The 17,393-nt window shown below is 66.3% G+C and carries 14 protein-coding genes; 7 read left to right on the forward strand and 7 right to left on the reverse strand.

Annotation, left to right across the window (positions count from 1 at the left end):
• Positions 1-3 precede the first annotated feature (3 nt).
• The 3 genes from AB4851_RS01630 (at position 4) to AB4851_RS01640 (ending at position 4,257) form a co-directional block, all read left to right on the forward strand.
• A complete protein-coding gene (locus AB4851_RS01630) occupies positions 4-2,097 on the forward strand; it encodes a phospholipase D-like domain-containing protein (protein WP_414448149.1) in 2,094 nt (697 codons plus the stop codon).
• A 3-nt stretch (positions 2,098-2,100) separates the two neighbouring features.
• The gene (locus AB4851_RS01635) at positions 2,101-3,417 is read left to right on the forward strand and encodes a sel1 repeat family protein (RefSeq protein WP_414448150.1); all 1,317 of its coding nucleotides are present in this window, start codon (positions 2,101-2,103) and stop codon (positions 3,415-3,417) included.
• A 177-nt stretch (positions 3,418-3,594) separates the two neighbouring features.
• Entirely contained in the window at positions 3,595-4,257 is a 663-nt protein-coding gene (locus tag AB4851_RS01640; protein ID WP_414448151.1) for an HAD family hydrolase, read from the forward strand.
• Between the two features lie 10 nt (positions 4,258-4,267).
• Here the strand turns inward: AB4851_RS01640 and AB4851_RS01645 are convergent, their stop codons facing one another.
• The 7 genes from AB4851_RS01645 to AB4851_RS01675 all read right to left on the reverse strand — a co-directional run bounded on the left by AB4851_RS01645 (position 4,268) and on the right by AB4851_RS01675 (position 12,658).
• The gene (locus AB4851_RS01645; protein WP_414448152.1) at positions 4,268-4,903 is read right to left on the reverse strand and encodes an SMI1/KNR4 family protein; all 636 of its coding nucleotides are present in this window, start codon (positions 4,901-4,903) and stop codon (positions 4,268-4,270) included.
• Positions 4,904-4,981: 78 nt separating this feature from the next.
• Positions 4,982-6,169 carry an HlyD family efflux transporter periplasmic adaptor subunit gene (locus AB4851_RS01650; RefSeq protein WP_414448153.1) on the reverse strand — a complete coding sequence of 396 codons (1,188 nt, stop codon included), beginning with the start codon at positions 6,167-6,169 and terminating at the stop codon, positions 4,982-4,984.
• 4 nt (positions 6,170-6,173) lie between these two features.
• Complete coding sequence (locus AB4851_RS01655; protein ID WP_414448154.1) at positions 6,174-7,721, reverse strand: efflux transporter outer membrane subunit; 1,548 nt, start codon at positions 7,719-7,721, stop codon at positions 6,174-6,176.
• Positions 7,718-8,656, reverse strand: coding sequence for a glycosyltransferase family 2 protein (locus AB4851_RS01660; RefSeq protein ID WP_414449213.1), 939 nt, complete (start codon positions 8,654-8,656; stop codon positions 7,718-7,720). The genes AB4851_RS01655 and AB4851_RS01660 overlap by 4 nt, the downstream gene beginning before the upstream one ends.
• A 49-nt stretch (positions 8,657-8,705) precedes the next feature.
• Positions 8,706-10,358 carry a DHA2 family efflux MFS transporter permease subunit gene (locus AB4851_RS01665; protein WP_414448155.1) on the reverse strand — a complete coding sequence of 551 codons (1,653 nt, stop codon included), beginning with the start codon at positions 10,356-10,358 and terminating at the stop codon, positions 8,706-8,708.
• On the reverse strand, positions 10,355-11,677 hold the full coding sequence (locus tag AB4851_RS01670) for a glycosyltransferase (RefSeq protein ID WP_414448156.1): 1,323 nt from the start codon (positions 11,675-11,677) through the stop codon (positions 10,355-10,357). Before AB4851_RS01670 ends, AB4851_RS01665 begins: the two co-directional genes overlap by 4 nt.
• A 93-nt stretch (positions 11,678-11,770) precedes the next feature.
• Positions 11,771-12,658 carry an alpha/beta fold hydrolase gene (locus AB4851_RS01675; RefSeq protein ID WP_414448157.1) on the reverse strand — a complete coding sequence of 296 codons (888 nt, stop codon included), beginning with the start codon at positions 12,656-12,658 and terminating at the stop codon, positions 11,771-11,773.
• Positions 12,659-13,201: 543 nt separating this feature from the next.
• On the opposite strand from AB4851_RS01675, the gene AB4851_RS01680 reads away from it, so the two are divergent.
• From AB4851_RS01680 to betA, 4 genes are read left to right on the forward strand one after another with little or no spacing between them, the layout of a single operon-like run.
• Positions 13,202-13,501: a hypothetical protein gene (locus tag AB4851_RS01680; RefSeq protein WP_414448158.1), complete on the forward strand. Its 300-nt coding sequence runs from the start codon at positions 13,202-13,204 to the stop codon at positions 13,499-13,501.
• Between the two features lie 57 nt (positions 13,502-13,558).
• Positions 13,559-14,170 (forward strand): transcriptional regulator BetI, encoded by a 612-nt coding sequence (gene betI, locus AB4851_RS01685; protein WP_414448159.1) that lies wholly within the window; start codon positions 13,559-13,561, stop codon positions 14,168-14,170.
• A 9-nt stretch (positions 14,171-14,179) separates the two neighbouring features.
• On the forward strand, positions 14,180-15,658 hold the full coding sequence (gene betB / locus AB4851_RS01690) for a betaine-aldehyde dehydrogenase (protein ID WP_414448160.1): 1,479 nt from the start codon (positions 14,180-14,182) through the stop codon (positions 15,656-15,658).
• A gap of 16 nt (positions 15,659-15,674) precedes the next feature.
• The gene (betA, locus tag AB4851_RS01695) at positions 15,675-17,372 is read left to right on the forward strand and encodes a choline dehydrogenase (protein ID WP_414448161.1); all 1,698 of its coding nucleotides are present in this window, start codon (positions 15,675-15,677) and stop codon (positions 17,370-17,372) included.
• Positions 17,373-17,393 lie beyond the last annotated feature (21 nt).

A 17,393-nucleotide genomic window follows, 5' to 3' on the forward strand; every position in this document is an offset into this window, starting at 1 on the left:
TCCATGGCAACCTCAACCACGAATGGCCCGATCACGACGCCGCTGGCCCAGAACCAGACGAGCCAGGCAACGCTCACCCTGCCCTGGCACGTGCAGCCCTCGGAATACGGGCCGGCGCAGTGCTCGTTCCGGCCGCTCGTCAACGGAGAAGAAGCGTTCGGCGCCGTGTACGACGCGATCCTCGGCGCCCGGAAGACCGTCGACATCATCTGCTGGGGATTTCAGCCGTCGATGTATTTCAGGCGCGGCGGCGGCGGCGCGATGCGCATCGGCGAACTGCTGGTGCACGTCGCCGAAAAGAACGGCGTCCGGGTTCGCCTGCTGTGCTGGCACGACGATCTGTACCTGGCGGGCTACGGCGAAAACAACATGCCCGGCTTCGACAGCGTCACGCCCATCAAGCACGCACTGCCCGACAAGGCGTATCAGAAAGTATCGATGCTCTCGCCCGATTACGAAACCGCCGAGCAATTGAAGTACGACGCCGAATGGTATCGCCGCGCGAAATTGAACGACGTGACCTCCAATACGCCCAACAGCCTGCCGAAGCGCGCCGTGGGCATCGCCGAGGACCTCGCCAACCCGATCTCCGCCCTGCACCGGGAAGTGGGCGAGGCGTCGGACCAGGTCAACCGGCTCGTCCACTACAAGGATGTCTTCAAGAACGTCGAGATCGCCACGCGCGACTTCGACAAGTTCGAGCGTGCCGAGATCGCCGGACGGATCTGGCGCTACGGCACCGAACACGGATGGGACGCACAGATGAAGCGCGGCACCACCAAGGGCATGTCGATGGAGCCGACCCATCACCAGAAGATGGTGCTGGTCGACTACGAGGATCTGGATCGCGCGACCGGTTTCGTCATGGGCCACAACATGCTGGATCAGTACTGGGACAAGGATGCCCACTCCTGCCGGCGCGAGGCTCCGAACGTGGGACGCAACGGCCCCTTCCCGTGGCAGGACATCTCGAGCCGGATCAGCGGCCCGGCGCTGAAGTATCTCAACGACAACTTCTGCCAGGCCTGGGACGACGCGACCCATCAGAGCCTCGGCAAATCCCGGGCGAAGGTCGACTGGCAGCATTTGAAGATGCGGCAGGATTCATCGGCCGACACGCAGGTCATGTCGCAGGTCGTGCGCACCCAGTCGCAGAAAGGCAAGCGTGACATCGCGAGGATGTACTTGCAGGCGGCGAACAATGTCACGCAATACATCTTCATCGAGAACCAGTATTTCCGCTGGATCGATCTCGCCGTGAAGATCAAGGACGTCGCGGCCAAACAACTGGCGGGCGGGCGCGATCCGGGCAAGCACGGGCCGATCTATCTGTTCGTCATCACGAATGCGAGCGACGCGGCCGTGGGCAGCGGCACGGTCAACACCTTTCGCATGCTGGACGCGCTGGGCTATGGCAATGCGATGCCCAGCGTCGGGCAACTCGAACGCACCGAGAGCCTGGCGGCGCAACAGAAGCAACTGGAAACGAAACTGGCCAACGAGCAGGCATCCTTGCAAAAACTCCAGATGCAGGGCGCCAGTCCGTTCGATGGCTCGGCTCAGGCACTGATGGGCGCCTACCAGCAAAGCCAGATGACCCAGGCGGATCTCGGCCAGCAGCTCCGCGATTTGAAACAGCAGCAGCACATCAACGCAAGGCCGATCAATCCGAAGGAAGGAGCCGGCGACATCGCGATTTCCGACATGCCGGGGCTCAAGACGATCGTGTGCACGCTTGTAGCGCCGGACTCCCCTCCGGCAAAATGGGACCCCGTCTATGTGCATGCCAAGCTGATGACGGTTGACGACACCTTCATGACGATCGGTTCCGCCAACGTCAATACGCGAAGCATGAATGTGGACAGCGAACTGAACATCTTCCATGAAAACGCCAAGGTGACCACGGCGCTGCGCAAGCGCTTGTGGCATCTTCATACCGGCGACGACGAGGCGACCGATGACCTGAGCGACGCTTACAAAAAATGGCGAATGATCGTCAATACGAACAGCGACCTGCAAAAGAGGGGAAACGCGAAACCAACCCAATCCCTGGTCGGCTTCCTTCGTATGTCCAATGCCCGCAGCTTTGACGATTGAACGATGAACAACCTTTTCAAGCTCTCGCCTCTTCTCCTTTCCCTCCTGATCTGCGCATGCACGAGCAAGGAAAATACCGTGACGTCCCCACTGCCTGACATGAGTGCCGTGCGCGCCAATCTTGCCTTTACCTGCACGCACGAAGCCGACCACCTTCCGCCGCTCGATGCGAACGCCGACGCGCTCTTCCAGTACGCAAGATATCTTCAGAATGCCGATGGCCCGAAGGATTTCGACGCGATCGCCCGTTACTACCGGATCGCCGCGGCGTATGGGCATTACAAGGCCAATCACAATGCGCAGCTCCTGATTTCGCAGGGGCTGGCCGATTCGCCGGATGCGCCCAGGGAGAGCATCGACCTCGCCAAGCAACTGGTCGAACAGGGCATACCGGGCGGCTACTTCGACATCGGTCATTACCTGGAAACAGGCTATGGCCTGAAACAGGATCCGGAGCTGGCCCTGCGCTATTTCCGCAAGGCGGCCGACCTGGGCAGCCCGGAGGCGCAAGCCTACGTCGCCGAGCAACTCGTGCCTCACGACAAGGCACCGGAGATTGCACGACAGATGCGCGAATGCGCCATGAACCAGGGATATGGCGACGCGGCCACGTCGCTGGGCATCAACCAGAAGAACTCGGCGCATTATCCCGAAGCCGTCGAGGCGTTCCAGAAAGCCACGATGGCCGGCGATACGCTGGCCGCGTTTTCACTGGAAAAGGCCTTCAGCGGCGTCCCGCCGTCGGATCGGCTGACGTATCTGGGCCTGACCGCGGATGCCGAGCGCAGCCGTCGATACAAGCTCATCGGGAAATTCATCGACAGTCACGACGGCCAGAATCCCAAGGTGCCCGATATCGACAAGATCGTCCCCTTGCCGCCGGCCAAACTTCCCGCATGGGACGGCACCTTCCAATGGGACAAGGAGCAGGCTGCCAAGGTCGCACCGCTGGCGCCGTCGGAGGAGCTGATCGCCCAGCTCGCCAACGCCAAGCACCTCGACCCGGCCACCGGTCTGCCGTTGGCGCACGACACCAAACAGAGCGCGGCCACCGAAGAACCGCCGGCCGGCGAGAGCCGGACGCCCCTCGGTACGATCGCGAAAACGGGAGACGCCTGCCCCGAAGACGGCGTGTGGTGTGCGGTTCTCAAGCCGGGCCAACATGCCGACGCGAACCGGCGGTTCCTGAAGGGGGATACCTTACCTTCGCTGGCGATCAACGAACCTCGTCCGCTCTCGGTCCTGGATAAATGGATGGGGACGCGCCAACACACGGCCACGGTGGCGTGGCAACTGACCGCATACCTGGATCAGGCATGAAGAGAACCGCCGGGGACGTTCGCCGTGCCCGGCCTTGACGTACGGCATCCGCGAAAATCGCGCAGGAATCCCAACATTTTAGCGATCCCGAAAACACATGAGTTCTGCCAGCCTGTTTCCGGATCCGGCTCTGCCAACTTGCCGCTACCTATCCCCCCGCCCCAGGAAACCCGCCCAGTGAGCACGCCCACCTTCCTGTTCGATCTCGACGGCACGCTCGTCGATACCGACGCGCTGCACCTCAATGCCTTCAACGCCCTGCTCGCGCGCTGGCAGCGCAGCATCGATCTCGCCTATTACAAGGCGAACGTGATGGGCGCACCCGATTCGATGATCTTCGGCGGGCTGTTTCCGGGGATGCCGGTAGACGAATACACGGCGCTGGCGGCCGACAAGGAACAGATGTTTCGCGCGCAATTGAGCGCGCGGCTCACGCCCACGCCCGGCGCCGAGGCCCTGCTCGACCATATCGAGCGAACCGGCGCGCGCAGCGCCATAGTCACCAACGCGCCGCGCGAGAACGCCACGCTGATGCTGGCCGCGCTCGGGCTCGACACGCGTTTCGAAGTGCTGGTGATCGGCGGCGAACTCGAACATGGCAAGCCACACCCGCTGCCCTACCTGACGGCGCTGGAACGCGTGGGCGGCGACGCCGCGCATGCGGTGGCGTTCGAGGATTCGGGCTCCGGCGTGCGCTCGGCCAGCTCGGCCGGCATCCACACGTTCGGCATGCTGACGGCATTGACCGACGCGCAACTGCGCGAAGCCGGCGCGCACGACACGATTCGCGATTTCGCCGATCCGACGCTGTGGGCGTGGATCGAGAACCAAGGCGGCTGAGGCCCGCGCTTCAGTCGCCCTTGCGCGACGGCGCCTGCCAATGCAGTTCGAGTTCGTCCTGATCCTCCAGGAACGGAAACCCGTCGGCGGCCAGTTGCCGTAGATATTGGTCGAAGTCGTCGGCCAGCACGGCGTAGCTGTCGGGATCGTGCAGGAAGCGAACCACCTGGCCGGGCTTGCCGCCCGGCGCGGGATCGAAATCGATATACAGCCGCGACGAGCCGCCGTTGTTCATGCAATGCGAAAAACACAGGCGGCGGCCCATCGGCACGCTGGCATCGATGCGCGGGTCGAACAATTCGCCCGGCGCGAATTCTTCCAGATCGTAGATGTCGGCAATGCTTTCGCTGCCGAAGGCGCCGGCCGCCTCCTCGACGATCTGCTCGACCGACAGCAGATAGTAAGGATAGCTTTCGACATCGGAGCCGAGTACCAGCACGCCGATGCGGGTATCGCCGTACGTCTGGTGATACGTGCCGTTCAGGCGGCGAAGCAGCTCCACGAGCGTGGCCGGCGCATGCGGGTATACGGCGCGGAGCACGTCGAGTTGCGATGGGCTCGCGCCGCTCGCATGGGCCAACGCGGCGTTGCCTTCGTCGTTCAAGGCCTGACGAAGCGCGGCGAGGTAGGTTTCGGCTGAGGTCATGAGTTGTCGTGGTTCAAACGCGATGGCACGTATCGATGGCAAGCAAGCGCGAGCGGCAACGGCGCCGAACACCGCGCCCTACTTGTTCGCCCGAATCACCGCCGCCGCTGCCGCGTCCGCTTCCGACGCCACGCTGTCGTGCACCCGCGTGCTCTGCCCCGGCAACGGCTGCTCATTATCGAGCAAATGGCCGCCGCGCTCATGCGTATCCACCGTCACGCGCATCGACAGCCCGATCCGCAGCGGATGCGCGGCCAGATCGGCCGCATCGATCGAGATCACCACCGGCACACGCTGCACGACCTTGATCCAGTTGCCGGCCGCGTTCTGCGACGGCAGCATCGAAAACGCGCTGCCGGTGCCGGCCGAAAAGCCCTCCACGTGCCCGCGATACACCACCTTCGATCCGTAGATATCCGAAACGATGCTGACGGGCTGCCCCGCGCGCATGTTGCGGATCTGCCCTTCCTTGAAATTGGCCTCGATCCACAACGCGTTCAACTGGATCAGCGACAGCAGCGGCACGCCCGGCCCGACCTGCTGGCCGACCTGCACCGAGCGCTGGCCGACGGTGCCATCCACCGGCGCGACGATGGTGGTGCGCTTCAGGTTGCGCCACGCCAGCTTGAACTGCGCGGCGGCCTGCACGACCGACGGGTTGTCCTCCACCGCAAGACGGCTGCCGAGCACGCGCGCCGATTCGAGCTGCGCCTGCGCGGCGGCCAGTTGCGCCTGCGCGGCGATCACCTGCGCGCGGGCGCGCGCCGTCTCCTCCGGCGACACCACCTCCACACTGGCATGCGCGCGCGCATCGTAGGCGCTGCGCGCAACGTCGAGATCGGCCTGGCGCGCGGCCACCGTGTCGGCGTACATCGCATTCGACACGCCCGCGTTGGCGGCCTGCCGCACCGCCTGCGCGAGCTGCGCCCTGGCCTGCGCCAGCGAAACGGCGGCCTCGGCATCGTCGAGCCGCACCAGCGTCTGCCCGGCGCGCACGCGCTGCGTGTCGCTGATCAGCACGTCGATCACGGTGCCCGGCACCTGCGCGCCCACCTGCACGATGTTGCCGGACATGTAGGCGTCGTCGGTTTCCTCGTAATAGCGCCCGCTCAGGAACCAGTAGATCGCGGCCGCGATGGCGAGTATCGACACGAGGCAGAAGAACAGCGCGAAGTGGCGCCGGCGCGCGGCGCGTTTCGCGTCGAGCCGGCCGGCATCGTGCGGGGCGCCGGCGGGGTCGCGGCGCGCGTTGTTGTTGTCGTCCATGCGGTCAGTCGAAATGCGAGTCGGTCAGTCGGTCGTGGGGAGGGAATGCGAGTTCGTCGTGGGCAATCGCGGGCGCGGCCATCCTCGTCACGTCGAAGCCACCGCCGAGCGCATCGATCAAGCCGATGCGCAGCGCGCGGCGCTTGGCGAGCAGGTCGATCAGTTGCGTGCGCTCGTCCACCAGCGTCAGGCGCGCGGTGTTGACGTCCTTTTCCATGCCGAAGCCGCGGCGGTGGCGCTCGTCGGCGATGTCGACGATCTTCTGCGCGGCGGCCACCGAATGCTGCTGCTCGGCAAGCAAGGTGTCGATGGTGCGCAGTTGCGTCAACTGCCGCGCGACCTGCCCGAGCGCCTGGTCGACGCTCTGGTTGTAGAGCGCGATGCTCAGGTCGGCGTTGGCGACCTCGCCGGCCAGCTTGGCCTTCAGGCGGCCACGATCGAAGATCGGCAGCGTGACGGCCGGGCCGATCGAGCCGCCGAACGCGCGGCCACGCAGCAGCGCGGCGGGCGTCAGCGCGAACAGGCCGCCCACCGCCGACAGGTTCACGTTCGGATAGAACTCGGCCTTCGCGCCGTCCACGGCCGAGAACGCGCCCTGCACGCGCAGGCGCGCGGCGACGATATCGGGCCGGCGGCCGAGCAGATCGACGGGCAGCTTCGGCGGCAACGGCGCATCGACCAGATCGCCCGGATGCGGGCGCTTGAGCGCGAGGCCGCGCTCGGGGCCCTTGCCGGTCATCACGCCGATCTGCACCTCGGACAGCGTGATCTGTTCGTCCACCATCGCGAGCTGCGCGATCAGCCGGTTGCGCTTGATCGCGGCATCGCTGGCGTCGTAGGCGTTGTCGATGCCGCGCGCGGCGCGCTCGCGCAGCACCGCGTTGATCTGGTCGCTCGCGGCGCGCTTCTCTTCGAGCAGGTCGCGCTGCGCGTAGGCCTGATCGAGCTGGCAATACAGCGTGACGAGCGTGACGGCCAGCGTGAGCCGCGCCTGTTCGGCATCGACGCGCGCGGCGTCGCGGTTCGACAACATGCCGCGCGTGGCGGCCGCATTGCGCCCCCACAGGTCGATCTGGTAATTGAATCCCGCATAGAGCGAGGATGACGAAATATTCGGATCGCTGAACAAATCCACCGGCACGTTGAAGCCGCCCACCTGCACGTTCGCCACGCCGTCGCTGCGCGGCACACGCGCCTTGCTCACCGACGCGCCGGCCGTGCCGACCAGCCCCGTGGTCGACGCGTACTGCTGCAACTGCGCCTGCGCGATATCGATGCGCGCCCGGGCCGCCTGCAGGCTCGGGTTGTTCTCGTAGGCCTCGGCCACCAACCGGTCGAGCTGCGGATCGCCAAGCTGCTTGACCCAGTCGGGCGCGGGCCATGCGCCGCCCGGCTGCACGTTGCCACTCACGCCGGCCAGCGCGTTCGCGTCGGGCACGTGCGGTTGAACCTGGGTCTGGAAGCCAGACGGCACGCAGCCGGCCAGCGCGAATACCGCCGCGAGCACGCCGCCCGCGAGTGCCGGGCGCCCCGGCAAGCTGCATCGGCTCATCCGTGGCGCACCCTCTCGCCCGCGTGCGCGGCCCAGCCCGGGCGCGACTGTTCGAGCGGCCCCAGGCGGCCGAACAGGCCGTCGCTGACGCCAAACGCGATGCCCTTGAGCTTGGCGGCCTTGTCGTCCTCGCACAACACCACCTGCACCACCTGCCACAGCGTCAGCAGGCTCGGCACGATCGCCACCGGAAACCGCAGGCCGTATTGCATGCCGAGCTGCACCGCGTTGCGCGCGCTGTAATAGCGGCGATACGACGGGTGGTTCATCGCCGACATCTCGAACGGCCCGATCCGGTGGCGGCGCTTGTTGCCGATCCGGTGTGGCAACACCAGTTGCGGCACCACGTACAGCGGCACGTCGCGCGCCAGCGCACGGAAACAATATTCGGTATCCACATGATCGATGAACAGCGATTCGTCGAAACGGCCCAGGCGCGCATACGCCTCGCGCGAGATCACGCTGCCCGACGAGATCAGGAAGCCGCAGCGCTGCACGGGCGCGTCGGCGTGCATCGGCAGGCGGCGCACGCTCACGCCGTCGGTGGCGAGTTCGGGCAGGTAGCGGCGATCGTTCTCGTCGAAGATGCGCGGGCCGGCCAGGAAGCCGCGCGTGTCGAAGCCGGCGCACACCGCGCGCATCGTCGCGAAGAACGGCGCGGGCACCGTCGAATCCTGATCGAACAGCGCCACCGCGTCCACGCCGCGCGCGAACAGTTCGGCCAGCCCGGCGTTGTACGCGCCGGCAATGCCGCCGCGGTTGCCGTGATGGATCAATGCATAGCCATCCTGATCGGCCGCGCGGCGCGCGGCCAGGCTGGCGGCCGGCGTGTTGTCGACCACCACCAGCGCGTCGCAATCGCGCGCGACGTCGCGCAGGCGCGCGAGCTGATCGTCGCGCGGGTGATACAGGATGATCAGTGCCCCAAGTTTCATGGTGTTCCCCGTGTCGTTCGCGGTGGTTGCGGTCATGGCCGTGCCTGCCTCAGTGTCCGATCGTCATGGCCGCGCCGCGCTTCGGGCGCGTCAGCCACATCATGCAGGCCAGCGTCAGGCAGGTCATGCTCGCCATGAAATACATGTCGCCGGTCGCCATCATGTAGGCCTGCTTGTGCACCACGTTGCTGATCGACAACAGTTCGCGCGTGCCGGTAACGCCGGTGGCGTGCAGCGCATCGATATAGCGCTGCGTGTTGCCGTCGGATTTCGTTACGGCCTGCGAAACGATGTCGTAGTGATAGGTCGCGCGGTTCTCCCACAGCGTCACGCTCATCGCGGTGCCGAACGCGGCCGACAGCGTGCGCAGGAAGTTCGACAGGCTCGATGCGGCCGCCAGCTTGTCGTCGGGAATGCGCGACAGCGTGGCCGCCGTCAGCGGAATGAAGAAGCACGGCAGGCCCATGCCCTGGATCAGCCCCGGCGTGATGATCTGCACAAACGTCATGTTCAGCGTGAAGTGCGCGTTGTTCCATTGCACGCAGGCGAACACGAGAAAGCCGAAGGTGGCCAGCACGCGCGCGTCGAAGCGGCTCGAATAGAGCCCCACCAGGATCGAGAACACGAACGCGAGAACGCCGAGCGGCGCGGCGGCCAGCCCCGAATGGAACGCGTTGTAGCCCATCACGGTCTGCAACCAGAGCGGGAACACCACGCCCACCACCGAGAACGCCATCATGCCGAGCGAGATGATCAGGACGCAGAACGAAAACGTGCGATCGCGAAACAGGCTCAGGTCCACCGCCGGGTGGCTCTCGCCGCGCTCCCAGATCAGCAGCGAGACAATCGCCAGCGCCGCCACGATCGCCAGCGTGCAGATCAGCGGCGAGCCGAACCAGCCGCGATCGTGGCCAAGGTCGAGCATCGCCTGCAACGCGCCCACGCCCACCACCAGCAGCGCGATGCCGACCACGTCGATCGGCCCGGCCTGGCCGCCCTCGCGAGCGGGCTTCAGCAGCGTCATGCAGACGGTAAACGAGAACAGCCCGATCGGCAGGTTGATCAGGAAGATCCACGGCCACGAATAATTGCTGACGATCCAGCCGCCCACCACCGGGCCGAGGATCGGCGCGAGCAGCACCGTCATGGCCCAGAGCGCGAGCGCCAGCGTGCGCTTGTCCTTCGGGAACGCGCGCATCAGGATGGTTTGCGAAAGCGGCACCATCGGCCCCGAGCACAAGCCCTGCAACGCGCGGCACACCACCAGCACATGCAGGTCGTTGGCCAGGCCGCACAGCATGGAGGTCAGCGTGAACAGCACGATCGAGGTGACGAACAGGCGCCGCTCGCCCACGCGTTTCGCGAGCCAGCCCGTCAGCGGCACGGCGATCGCCGCCGCCACCGAGTACGAACTGATGACCCAGGTGCCCTGGCTGTTCGACACGCCGAGGCTGCCCGAGATCGACGGCACCGCCACGTTGGTGACGGTCGAATCGAGCACCTCGATGAAAGTGGCGAGCGACAGCGCGAACGTCAGCAGCGCGAGGCGCGCGCCGCGCATCGGCGGCGCGGCGTCGGCGGATGGCGTGCCGCCGGCTTCGGTCGCGCCGGGGGGAACCGCGCTGCCGTCGTTGCGCGTCGCGGGTGTTTCGGGGCCGTCGGACGCCGGGTTCGCCAGGTTTGCGTACTGCGTGTCGCTCATGCGCGAGACGCCTGCGATGCCGGCAGCCCGGCGGCCGGCGCGGCGCGCCCGGTGGCGGCGCGGCCGGCGGCCGGCGCCGCGCAATCCTCGATGATGCGCGCGGCCAGCACGCAGCCGTCGGCCGCGCCGGCCATCGCGGCCCGCACGGTCGCGCAACGCTCCACCATTGCGGTGTCGCCCAGCACGCGTGCGAGCGCATCGGCCAGTTGCGCGCCGTCCACCGGCGCGTCGAGCCGCACGCCGCAGCCGCTGTCGGCCACGCGTTGCGCGTTGTCGAACTGATCGTGCGCGGACGGCATCACCACTTGCGGCAGCCCCGCCTCGTAAGCCAGCGACGCCGTGCCGATGCCGCCGTGATGCACCAGCGCGCGGGCGCGCGGCAGCAACTCGCGCAGCGGCACATAACGGCGCTTGATCAGGCGCGACGCATCGGGCTCGCCGTCGCGGCGCGCCGTGTCGGGCGTGATCAGGACGCCGCGCACGCCGGTCGCGCGCATCGCCTCGCCCACTGCGTCGGCGAAGCCCGCGCCGTCGACAAGAGTCGAGCCGGCGGTAAACACCACGGGTGGCGCGCCCGCGTCGAGAAATGCGTCGAGTTCGGGATCGGGGGCGTGCGCGTCGATATCGTTGAACAGCGGAAAACCGGCCAGCCGGTGCTGGGCCGGCCAATCGGGCTGCGGCGCGGCGAACCAGTCGGGAAACAGGCACAGCACGCCGTCGGTGGAATGCAGCCAGCGGCCGAGGATACGGCGCGCGGGGGCCAGCCCCAGCTCGGCGCGCAGCGCGTTCAGTTGCGGCCCGCACACCTTGTCGAGCACGCCGCGCTCGATCAGCGTCATCAGACCGGCCTTGAACCAGAGCGGCAGCCAGCCGGGAATCGTCAGGCGTTGATGGGTGGGCGGCGCATGCGCCGACAGCAGCGTGGACGGCGACACTTGAACCGATACATAACGCACGCCGTCGCGTTCCTGCAACAGCCGCGCGGAAAATGCCCAGAGCGTGCCGACCAGCACCGTGTCGTCGTCAATCAATTCGGACAACTTTACAAAGTGCGGACGCAACGACGGCGCGATCACGGCCCACAGCGTGCGAAACGACGTGCGCGAATCCCACAGCGCCGGGTTCGCCATCGCGTCGGCGTATTCCTGCGCGGTGCCGATCGGCACGAACTCGAAACCGCAGCGCAGCGCGGGCGCCTCGAACTGCGGGTGAGTACAGAACACGACGCGGTGCCCGCGGTCCGCGAGCGCGCGTCCCACGCCGAGCAGCGGGTACACATCCCCCGCCGACCCGATCGCCGTGATGATCATCTTCGACATCGTTACCGCCTCTGCGTGACCGCTTCCGGTGCGCTCAGGAAGCCGGCCGGGCTGCGCGCGCGGCGGTGGCGCGGCGGCCGGGCCGGCCGTGGATTACGACAGCACCGGCATGGGCGCGAGCGCGTCGAACGAGCCGTCCGGAGCGGTGGCGCCGCGCTCCTCGCAGAAGTAGCCGAGGATCGCGTCGCGCACATGCTCCTGCTGCTGGCGCCCTTCGAGATCGAGGAAGTGGCCGGCCTTGCGGATCGTCTCGAACTCGGCGCGACGCACATAGCTGCCGAGGCGACGCACGTCGCCCGGCGTGGTGTATTCGTCGAGTTCGCCATTGATGAACTTGACGCCGCAGCCGATCCGCGTGAATTCGTCGAGATACTGCTCGGGCCGCATCTCGAGGATCTGGTTCACGTGGAAGGCGACCTGATCCTGCTCGTCGCGCGGCAGCTTGGTCAGGTAGCGGTAGTTGTAGAGCTTCATGATGCGCGGCAGATAGCGGCCGACGGTGTCGTTCAGCAGTTGCGCCGCGTGCAGGTTCTCGCCGGCCGCGATGTGGTCGCGCGCGCGCGTCACGTAATCGACCATCGCGTCGTTGAGGAACGGCGAGAACGAGGCCACCACCGCGCGGCGCACGCTCGTGCAGCCGCGCGACAGCGCGAACAGCGACGCCACCCCGCCCCACGACACCGACAGCAGATACGACGGGCGGAAGCGCTCGCTCAAGTGCAGCAGGATGTCGACCTCGTCGTCCTTGGTGAGCACGAACTGGCCGGGGTTGTGCTGGCGCGACTGCCCCGCGTAGGGCAGGTCGAAACAGATCGAGTTGAGCCGCTCGCCGAGATAACGCACCGTCTGGCCGAACGAGGCGGTGGTCGCGAGCGCGCCGTTGATCAGGATGACCGTCTCGAACGACGGATCGTAGACATGATGCTCGACGTGGATTTTCAAGCCGTTCGGCAGTGGGACGACCTGTTTCTCGATAGGCATGGCGTGCTCCGGCAAGGACCGGCAGTCAAAAACGATACGCGCCCGCTTCCGCGAACGCTCCCCGTAACCGGACCACGAGACGACGACCCGCGGCGGCTACCTTCCCTGTGCCAGGGTCCCGCAGCGCCCTGGGACGATGCGGCCGCCATCGGTGCGACACGGATTTGGCTCCATGCGACAACCTCGTGGCCCCCGGCGCCTCGTAACAATGACTTCAGACGCTGTCGTTATTGCCGATCGATGCGGCAGGAACACTGCCTGAACCTGTCGAACGGAGCTGCTTCATGGGTATGAATACTAATACGCGAAACCATAAAAATTCAACCAATTCGGATTAATTTCCCTCTTGAATAATTGCCTATCCGACACGCATGGTTCATGAAAAATTGTTTCTTAAATCCTCATCGAAAAACGGCCTTCATGCCTGCGTCATATTTTCTGTGGTATAGCCGACCATAGCGCCCTGTCAAATATGTCAGGTGCAGCACATCGTGATCGACCCAACTACAAAATCTCTTCGTTATCAATGATGTATGAGATTTGTTGCAGAACAGCAACGAGACCATGCGCAACGCGCGCTCGGCTCGCCGCCCTGCCGCTTCGGCGTCGCAGGCCGCCAATCCCACCCCTATTCCGATTCAATATCCATTTGAATACGAAAAAATTGGCAGCTTGAAACGCTTTAAACATAATTCACTGTTTTACGGCCCGCATTCATTTTGTTTTATTCGCCAACGCTACGTAATGCCGACCGATGTACACGCAACCACCGGTAACTCTTTCATCTCATGCCCGAGCGCGCCCACGGCCCTGTTTTTCGTCGGCCTCGGCAGTTTTTGTTGATTGAACGTTCAATAAAAAACCGGTAACCTGCGCTCTTTTCCTCCCCGGCCCTTCGCCATGCCCAAGCTCGGAATGCGGGAAGTGCGGCGCGCGCAGTTGATCGACGCGACCTTGCGCACGATCGACGAGGCCGGCCTGCCCGGCACCACGCTCGCCTCGGTGGCGCAGCGCGCGAACATCTCGACCGGCATCGTCAGCCACTACTTCGGCGACAAGGACAGCCTGCTCGAAGCGACCATGCGCCATGTGCTGCGCGACCTCTGGCTCGCCACCACGCGCCGGCGCGTCGCGGCGCACCGCGAGCCGCGCGCCCGGTTGCGCGCGATCGTGGCCGCCAACTTCGACGACACGCAGGTCAGCGCGCCCGTCATGAAGACCTGGCTCGCGTTCTGGTCGCAAAGCATGCATGCGCCGGCGCTCGGCCGGCTCCAGCGCGTGAACACGCGGCGGCTTCATTCGAACCTGAGCGCCGAATTCGCGAAGGCGCTGCCGCGCGGCCAGGCCCGGCTCGCGGCGCTGGGCCTGGCCGCCTTGATCGACGGGCTGTGGCTGCGCGGCGCGCTGGCCGGCGGCCCGATCGACACCCGAACCGCCCAGCGGCTCGCCAACGATTACATCGACCTGCAGCTCGCGCCTCGCGACGTGGCGGCAGGCGCCACCATCGATTAGGAGAACGTCATGACTTCCAAGACGATTTACGGACTGCAGAAGCTTTACATCGGCGGCGCATACGTGGACGCCACCGGCGGCGCCAGCTTCGAGACCTACGACCCGGCCACCGGCGAGCATCTCGCCACGGTGCAGCAGGCCAGCACGGCCGACGTGGATCGCGCCGTGGAATCGGCGCGCGAAGGCCAGCGCGTGTGGGCCGCCATGACGGCGATGCAGCGCTCGCGCATCCTGCGCCGCGCGGTGGATTTGCTGCGCGAGCGCAACGACGCACTGGCCGAACTCGAAATGCGCGATACCGGCAAGCCGATCGCCGAGACGCTGGCCGTGGACATCGTCACCGGCGCGGACGTGATCGAGTATTACGCCGGCCTCGCCACCGCCATCGAAGGCGTGCAGATCCCGCTGCGCGAGGAATCGTTCGTGTATACACGGCGCGAGCCGCTCGGCGTGTGCGCCGGCATCGGCGCCTGGAACTACCCGATCCAGATCGCCTGCTGGAAGAGCGCGCCCGCGCTCGCGGCCGGCAACGCGATGATCTTCAAGCCGAGCGAGATCACGCCGCTGTCGGCGCTGAAGCTCGCGGAAATCTATACGGAAGCCGGCGTGCCGGCCGGCGTGTTCAACGTGGTGCAGGGCAACGGCGCGGTGGGCGCGATGCTGACGGCGCATCCGGGCATCGCCAAGGTGTCGTTTACAGGTGGCGTGGAAACCGGCAAGAAGGTCATGTCGCTGGCGGGCGCGTCCTCGCTGAAGGAAGTGACGATGGAACTCGGCGGCAAGTCGCCGCTGCTGGTGTTCGCCGACGCCGATCTCGACCGCGCCGCCGATATCGCCGTCACCGCCAACTTCTTCAGCGCCGGGCAGGTGTGCACCAACGGCACGCGCGTGTTCGTCGATGGTTCGATCAAGCAGGCCTTCATCGAACGCGTGCTGACGCGCGTCGCACGGATTCGCATCGGCAAGCCGTCCGATCCGGCCACCAACTTCGGCCCGCTCGTCAGCGCGGCGCAACTCGACAAGGTGCTCGGCTTCATCGGAAGCGGCAAGGCCGAAGGCGCGAAGCTGCTGGCCGGCGGCGAGCGCCTGGTGCACGACCACTTCGGCGGCGGCCAGTACGTCGCGCCCACCGTGTTCGCCGATTGCCGCGACGAGATGCGCATCGTGCGCGAGGAGATCTTCGGGCCGGTGATGAGCATCCTCGATTTCGCTACGGAGGACGAAGCGATCGCGCGCGCCAACGCCACCGATTACGGCCTCGCGGCCGGCGTCGTAACCGAAAACCTCGCGCGCGCGCACCGCGCGATCCACCGCCTCGAAGCCGGCATCTGCTGGATCAACACCTGGGGCGAATCGCCGGCCGAAATGCCGGTGGGCGGCTACAAGCAATCGGGCGTCGGCCGCGAGAACGGCATCACCACGCTCGAGCACTACACGCGGATCAAATCGGTGCAGGTCGAACTCGGCCGCTACAACCCGGTGTTCTGAGGACAGGAGCCCAGCCATGACCCCACGCGAATACGACTACATCATCTGCGGCGCCGGCTCGGCCGGCAACGTGCTGGCCACGCGGCTGACCGAGGACGCCGACGTGAGCGTGCTGCTGCTGGAGGCGGGCGGCCCCGACTACCGCTTCGATTTCCGCACGCAGATGCCGGCGGCGCTCGCGTTCCCGCTGCAAGGCCGCCGCTACAACTGGGCCTACGAAACCGACCCCGAACCGCACATGGACAACCGCCGCATGGAATGCGGGCGCGGCAAGGGGCTCGGCGGCTCGTCGCTGATCAACGGCATGTGCTACATCCGCGGCAATGCGCTCGATTACGACAACTGGGCCACGCACCAGGGCCTGGAAAACTGGACGTATCTCGACTGCCTGCCCTACTTCCGCAAGGCCGAGACGCGCGACGCCGGCCCCAACGATTATCACGGCGGCGACGGCCCGGTGTCGGTCACCACCAGCAAGCCCGGCGCGAACCCGCTGTTCGAGGCGATGGTCGAGGCCGGCGTGCAGGCCGGCTACCCGCGCACCGAGGACCTGAACGGCTATCAGCAGGAAGGCTTCGGCCCGATGGACCGCTTCGTCACGCCGAACGGCCGCCGAGCCTCTACGGCACGCGGCTATCTCGATCAGGCGCGCCCGCGCCCGAATCTGGAGATCGTCACGCACGCGCTGGCCGACCGTATCCTGTTCTCCGGCAAGCGCGCCTCGGGCGTGGCCTACCTGCGCAACGGCCGGGCCGTCACCGCGCACGCGCGCCGCGAAGTGCTGGTGTGCAGCGGCGCGATCGCCTCGCCGCAATTGCTGCAACGCTCGGGCGTCGGCCCGAGCGCGTGGCTGAAGGAACTGGAGATTCCCGTCGTGCTCGACTTGCCCGGCGTCGGCCAGAACCTGCAGGATCACCTGGAGATGTATATCCAGTACGCCTGCAAGGAGCCGGTATCGCTCTACCCCGCGCTGAAATGGTGGAACCAGCCGAAGATCGGCCTCGAATGGATGCTGAAGGGCACCGGCATCGGCGCAAGCAATCACTTCGAGGCGGGCGGCTTCATCCGCACCCGCGACGATGACCTCTGGCCGAATATTCAGTACCACTTTCTACCGGTCGCGATCAATTACAACGGCTCGAACGCGATCGAAATGCACGGCTTCCAGGCGCACGTCGGCTCGATGCGCTCGCCGAGCCGTGGCCGCGTGAAGCTGACCTCGCGCGATCCGAACGCGCATCCGAGCATTCTGTTCAACTACATGTCGCACGCGCTCGACTGGCGCGAGTTCCGCGACGGCATCCGCGCCACGCGCGAGATCATGCGGCAGCCCGCGCTCGACCGCTTTCGCGGCGACGAGCTGCACCCCGGCGCGAAGCTCCAGAGCGATGCCGAACTCGATGCCTTCGTGCGCCAGCGCGCCGAAACGGCGTTCCATCCGTCCTGCTCGAACAAGATGGGCTACGACGACATGGCCGTGGTCGACAACGAGGGCCGCGTGCACGGCCTCGATGGGCTGCGCGTGGTGGACGCGTCGATCATGCCGATCATCACCACCGGCAACCTGAACGCGCCGACCATCATGATTGCCGAGAAGATCGCCGATCGGATTCGCGGGCGCCAGCCGCTCGCGCGCTCCACCGCCAGCTACTTCGTGGCGAACGGGCAGCCGGCGCGAGGCGGCGAGCCCGTGCGGGCGGCGACGACCGCCTGACGGCACGCCCGGCCAGGCGAA

The organism is Burkholderia sp. 22PA0099 (assembly GCF_047497165.1).
GTDB lineage: Bacteria > Pseudomonadota > Gammaproteobacteria > Burkholderiales > Burkholderiaceae > Burkholderia.

Coding starts and splice junctions, on each gene's coding strand:
- betI (WP_414448159.1), top strand. CDS start 13,559: ATGCCCAAGCTCGGAATGCGGGAAGTGCGGCGCGCGCAGTTGATCGAC.
- AB4851_RS01650 (WP_414448153.1), bottom strand. CDS start 6,169: ATGGACGACAACAACAACGCGCGCCGCGACCCCGCCGGCGCCCCGCAC.
- betB (WP_414448160.1), top strand. CDS start 14,180: ATGACTTCCAAGACGATTTACGGACTGCAGAAGCTTTACATCGGCGGC.
- betA (WP_414448161.1), top strand. CDS start 15,675: ATGACCCCACGCGAATACGACTACATCATCTGCGGCGCCGGCTCGGCC.
- AB4851_RS01645 (WP_414448152.1), bottom strand. CDS start 4,903: ATGACCTCAGCCGAAACCTACCTCGCCGCGCTTCGTCAGGCCTTGAAC.
- AB4851_RS01675 (WP_414448157.1), bottom strand. CDS start 12,658: ATGCCTATCGAGAAACAGGTCGTCCCACTGCCGAACGGCTTGAAAATC.
- AB4851_RS01665 (WP_414448155.1), bottom strand. CDS start 10,358: ATGAGCGACACGCAGTACGCAAACCTGGCGAACCCGGCGTCCGACGGC.
- AB4851_RS01670 (WP_414448156.1), bottom strand. CDS start 11,677: ATGTCGAAGATGATCATCACGGCGATCGGGTCGGCGGGGGATGTGTAC.
- AB4851_RS01635 (WP_414448150.1), top strand. CDS start 2,101: ATGAACAACCTTTTCAAGCTCTCGCCTCTTCTCCTTTCCCTCCTGATC.
- AB4851_RS01630 (WP_414448149.1), top strand. CDS start 4: ATGGCAACCTCAACCACGAATGGCCCGATCACGACGCCGCTGGCCCAG.
- AB4851_RS01660 (WP_414449213.1), bottom strand. CDS start 8,656: ATGAAACTTGGGGCACTGATCATCCTGTATCACCCGCGCGACGATCAG.
- AB4851_RS01655 (WP_414448154.1), bottom strand. CDS start 7,721: ATGAGCCGATGCAGCTTGCCGGGGCGCCCGGCACTCGCGGGCGGCGTG.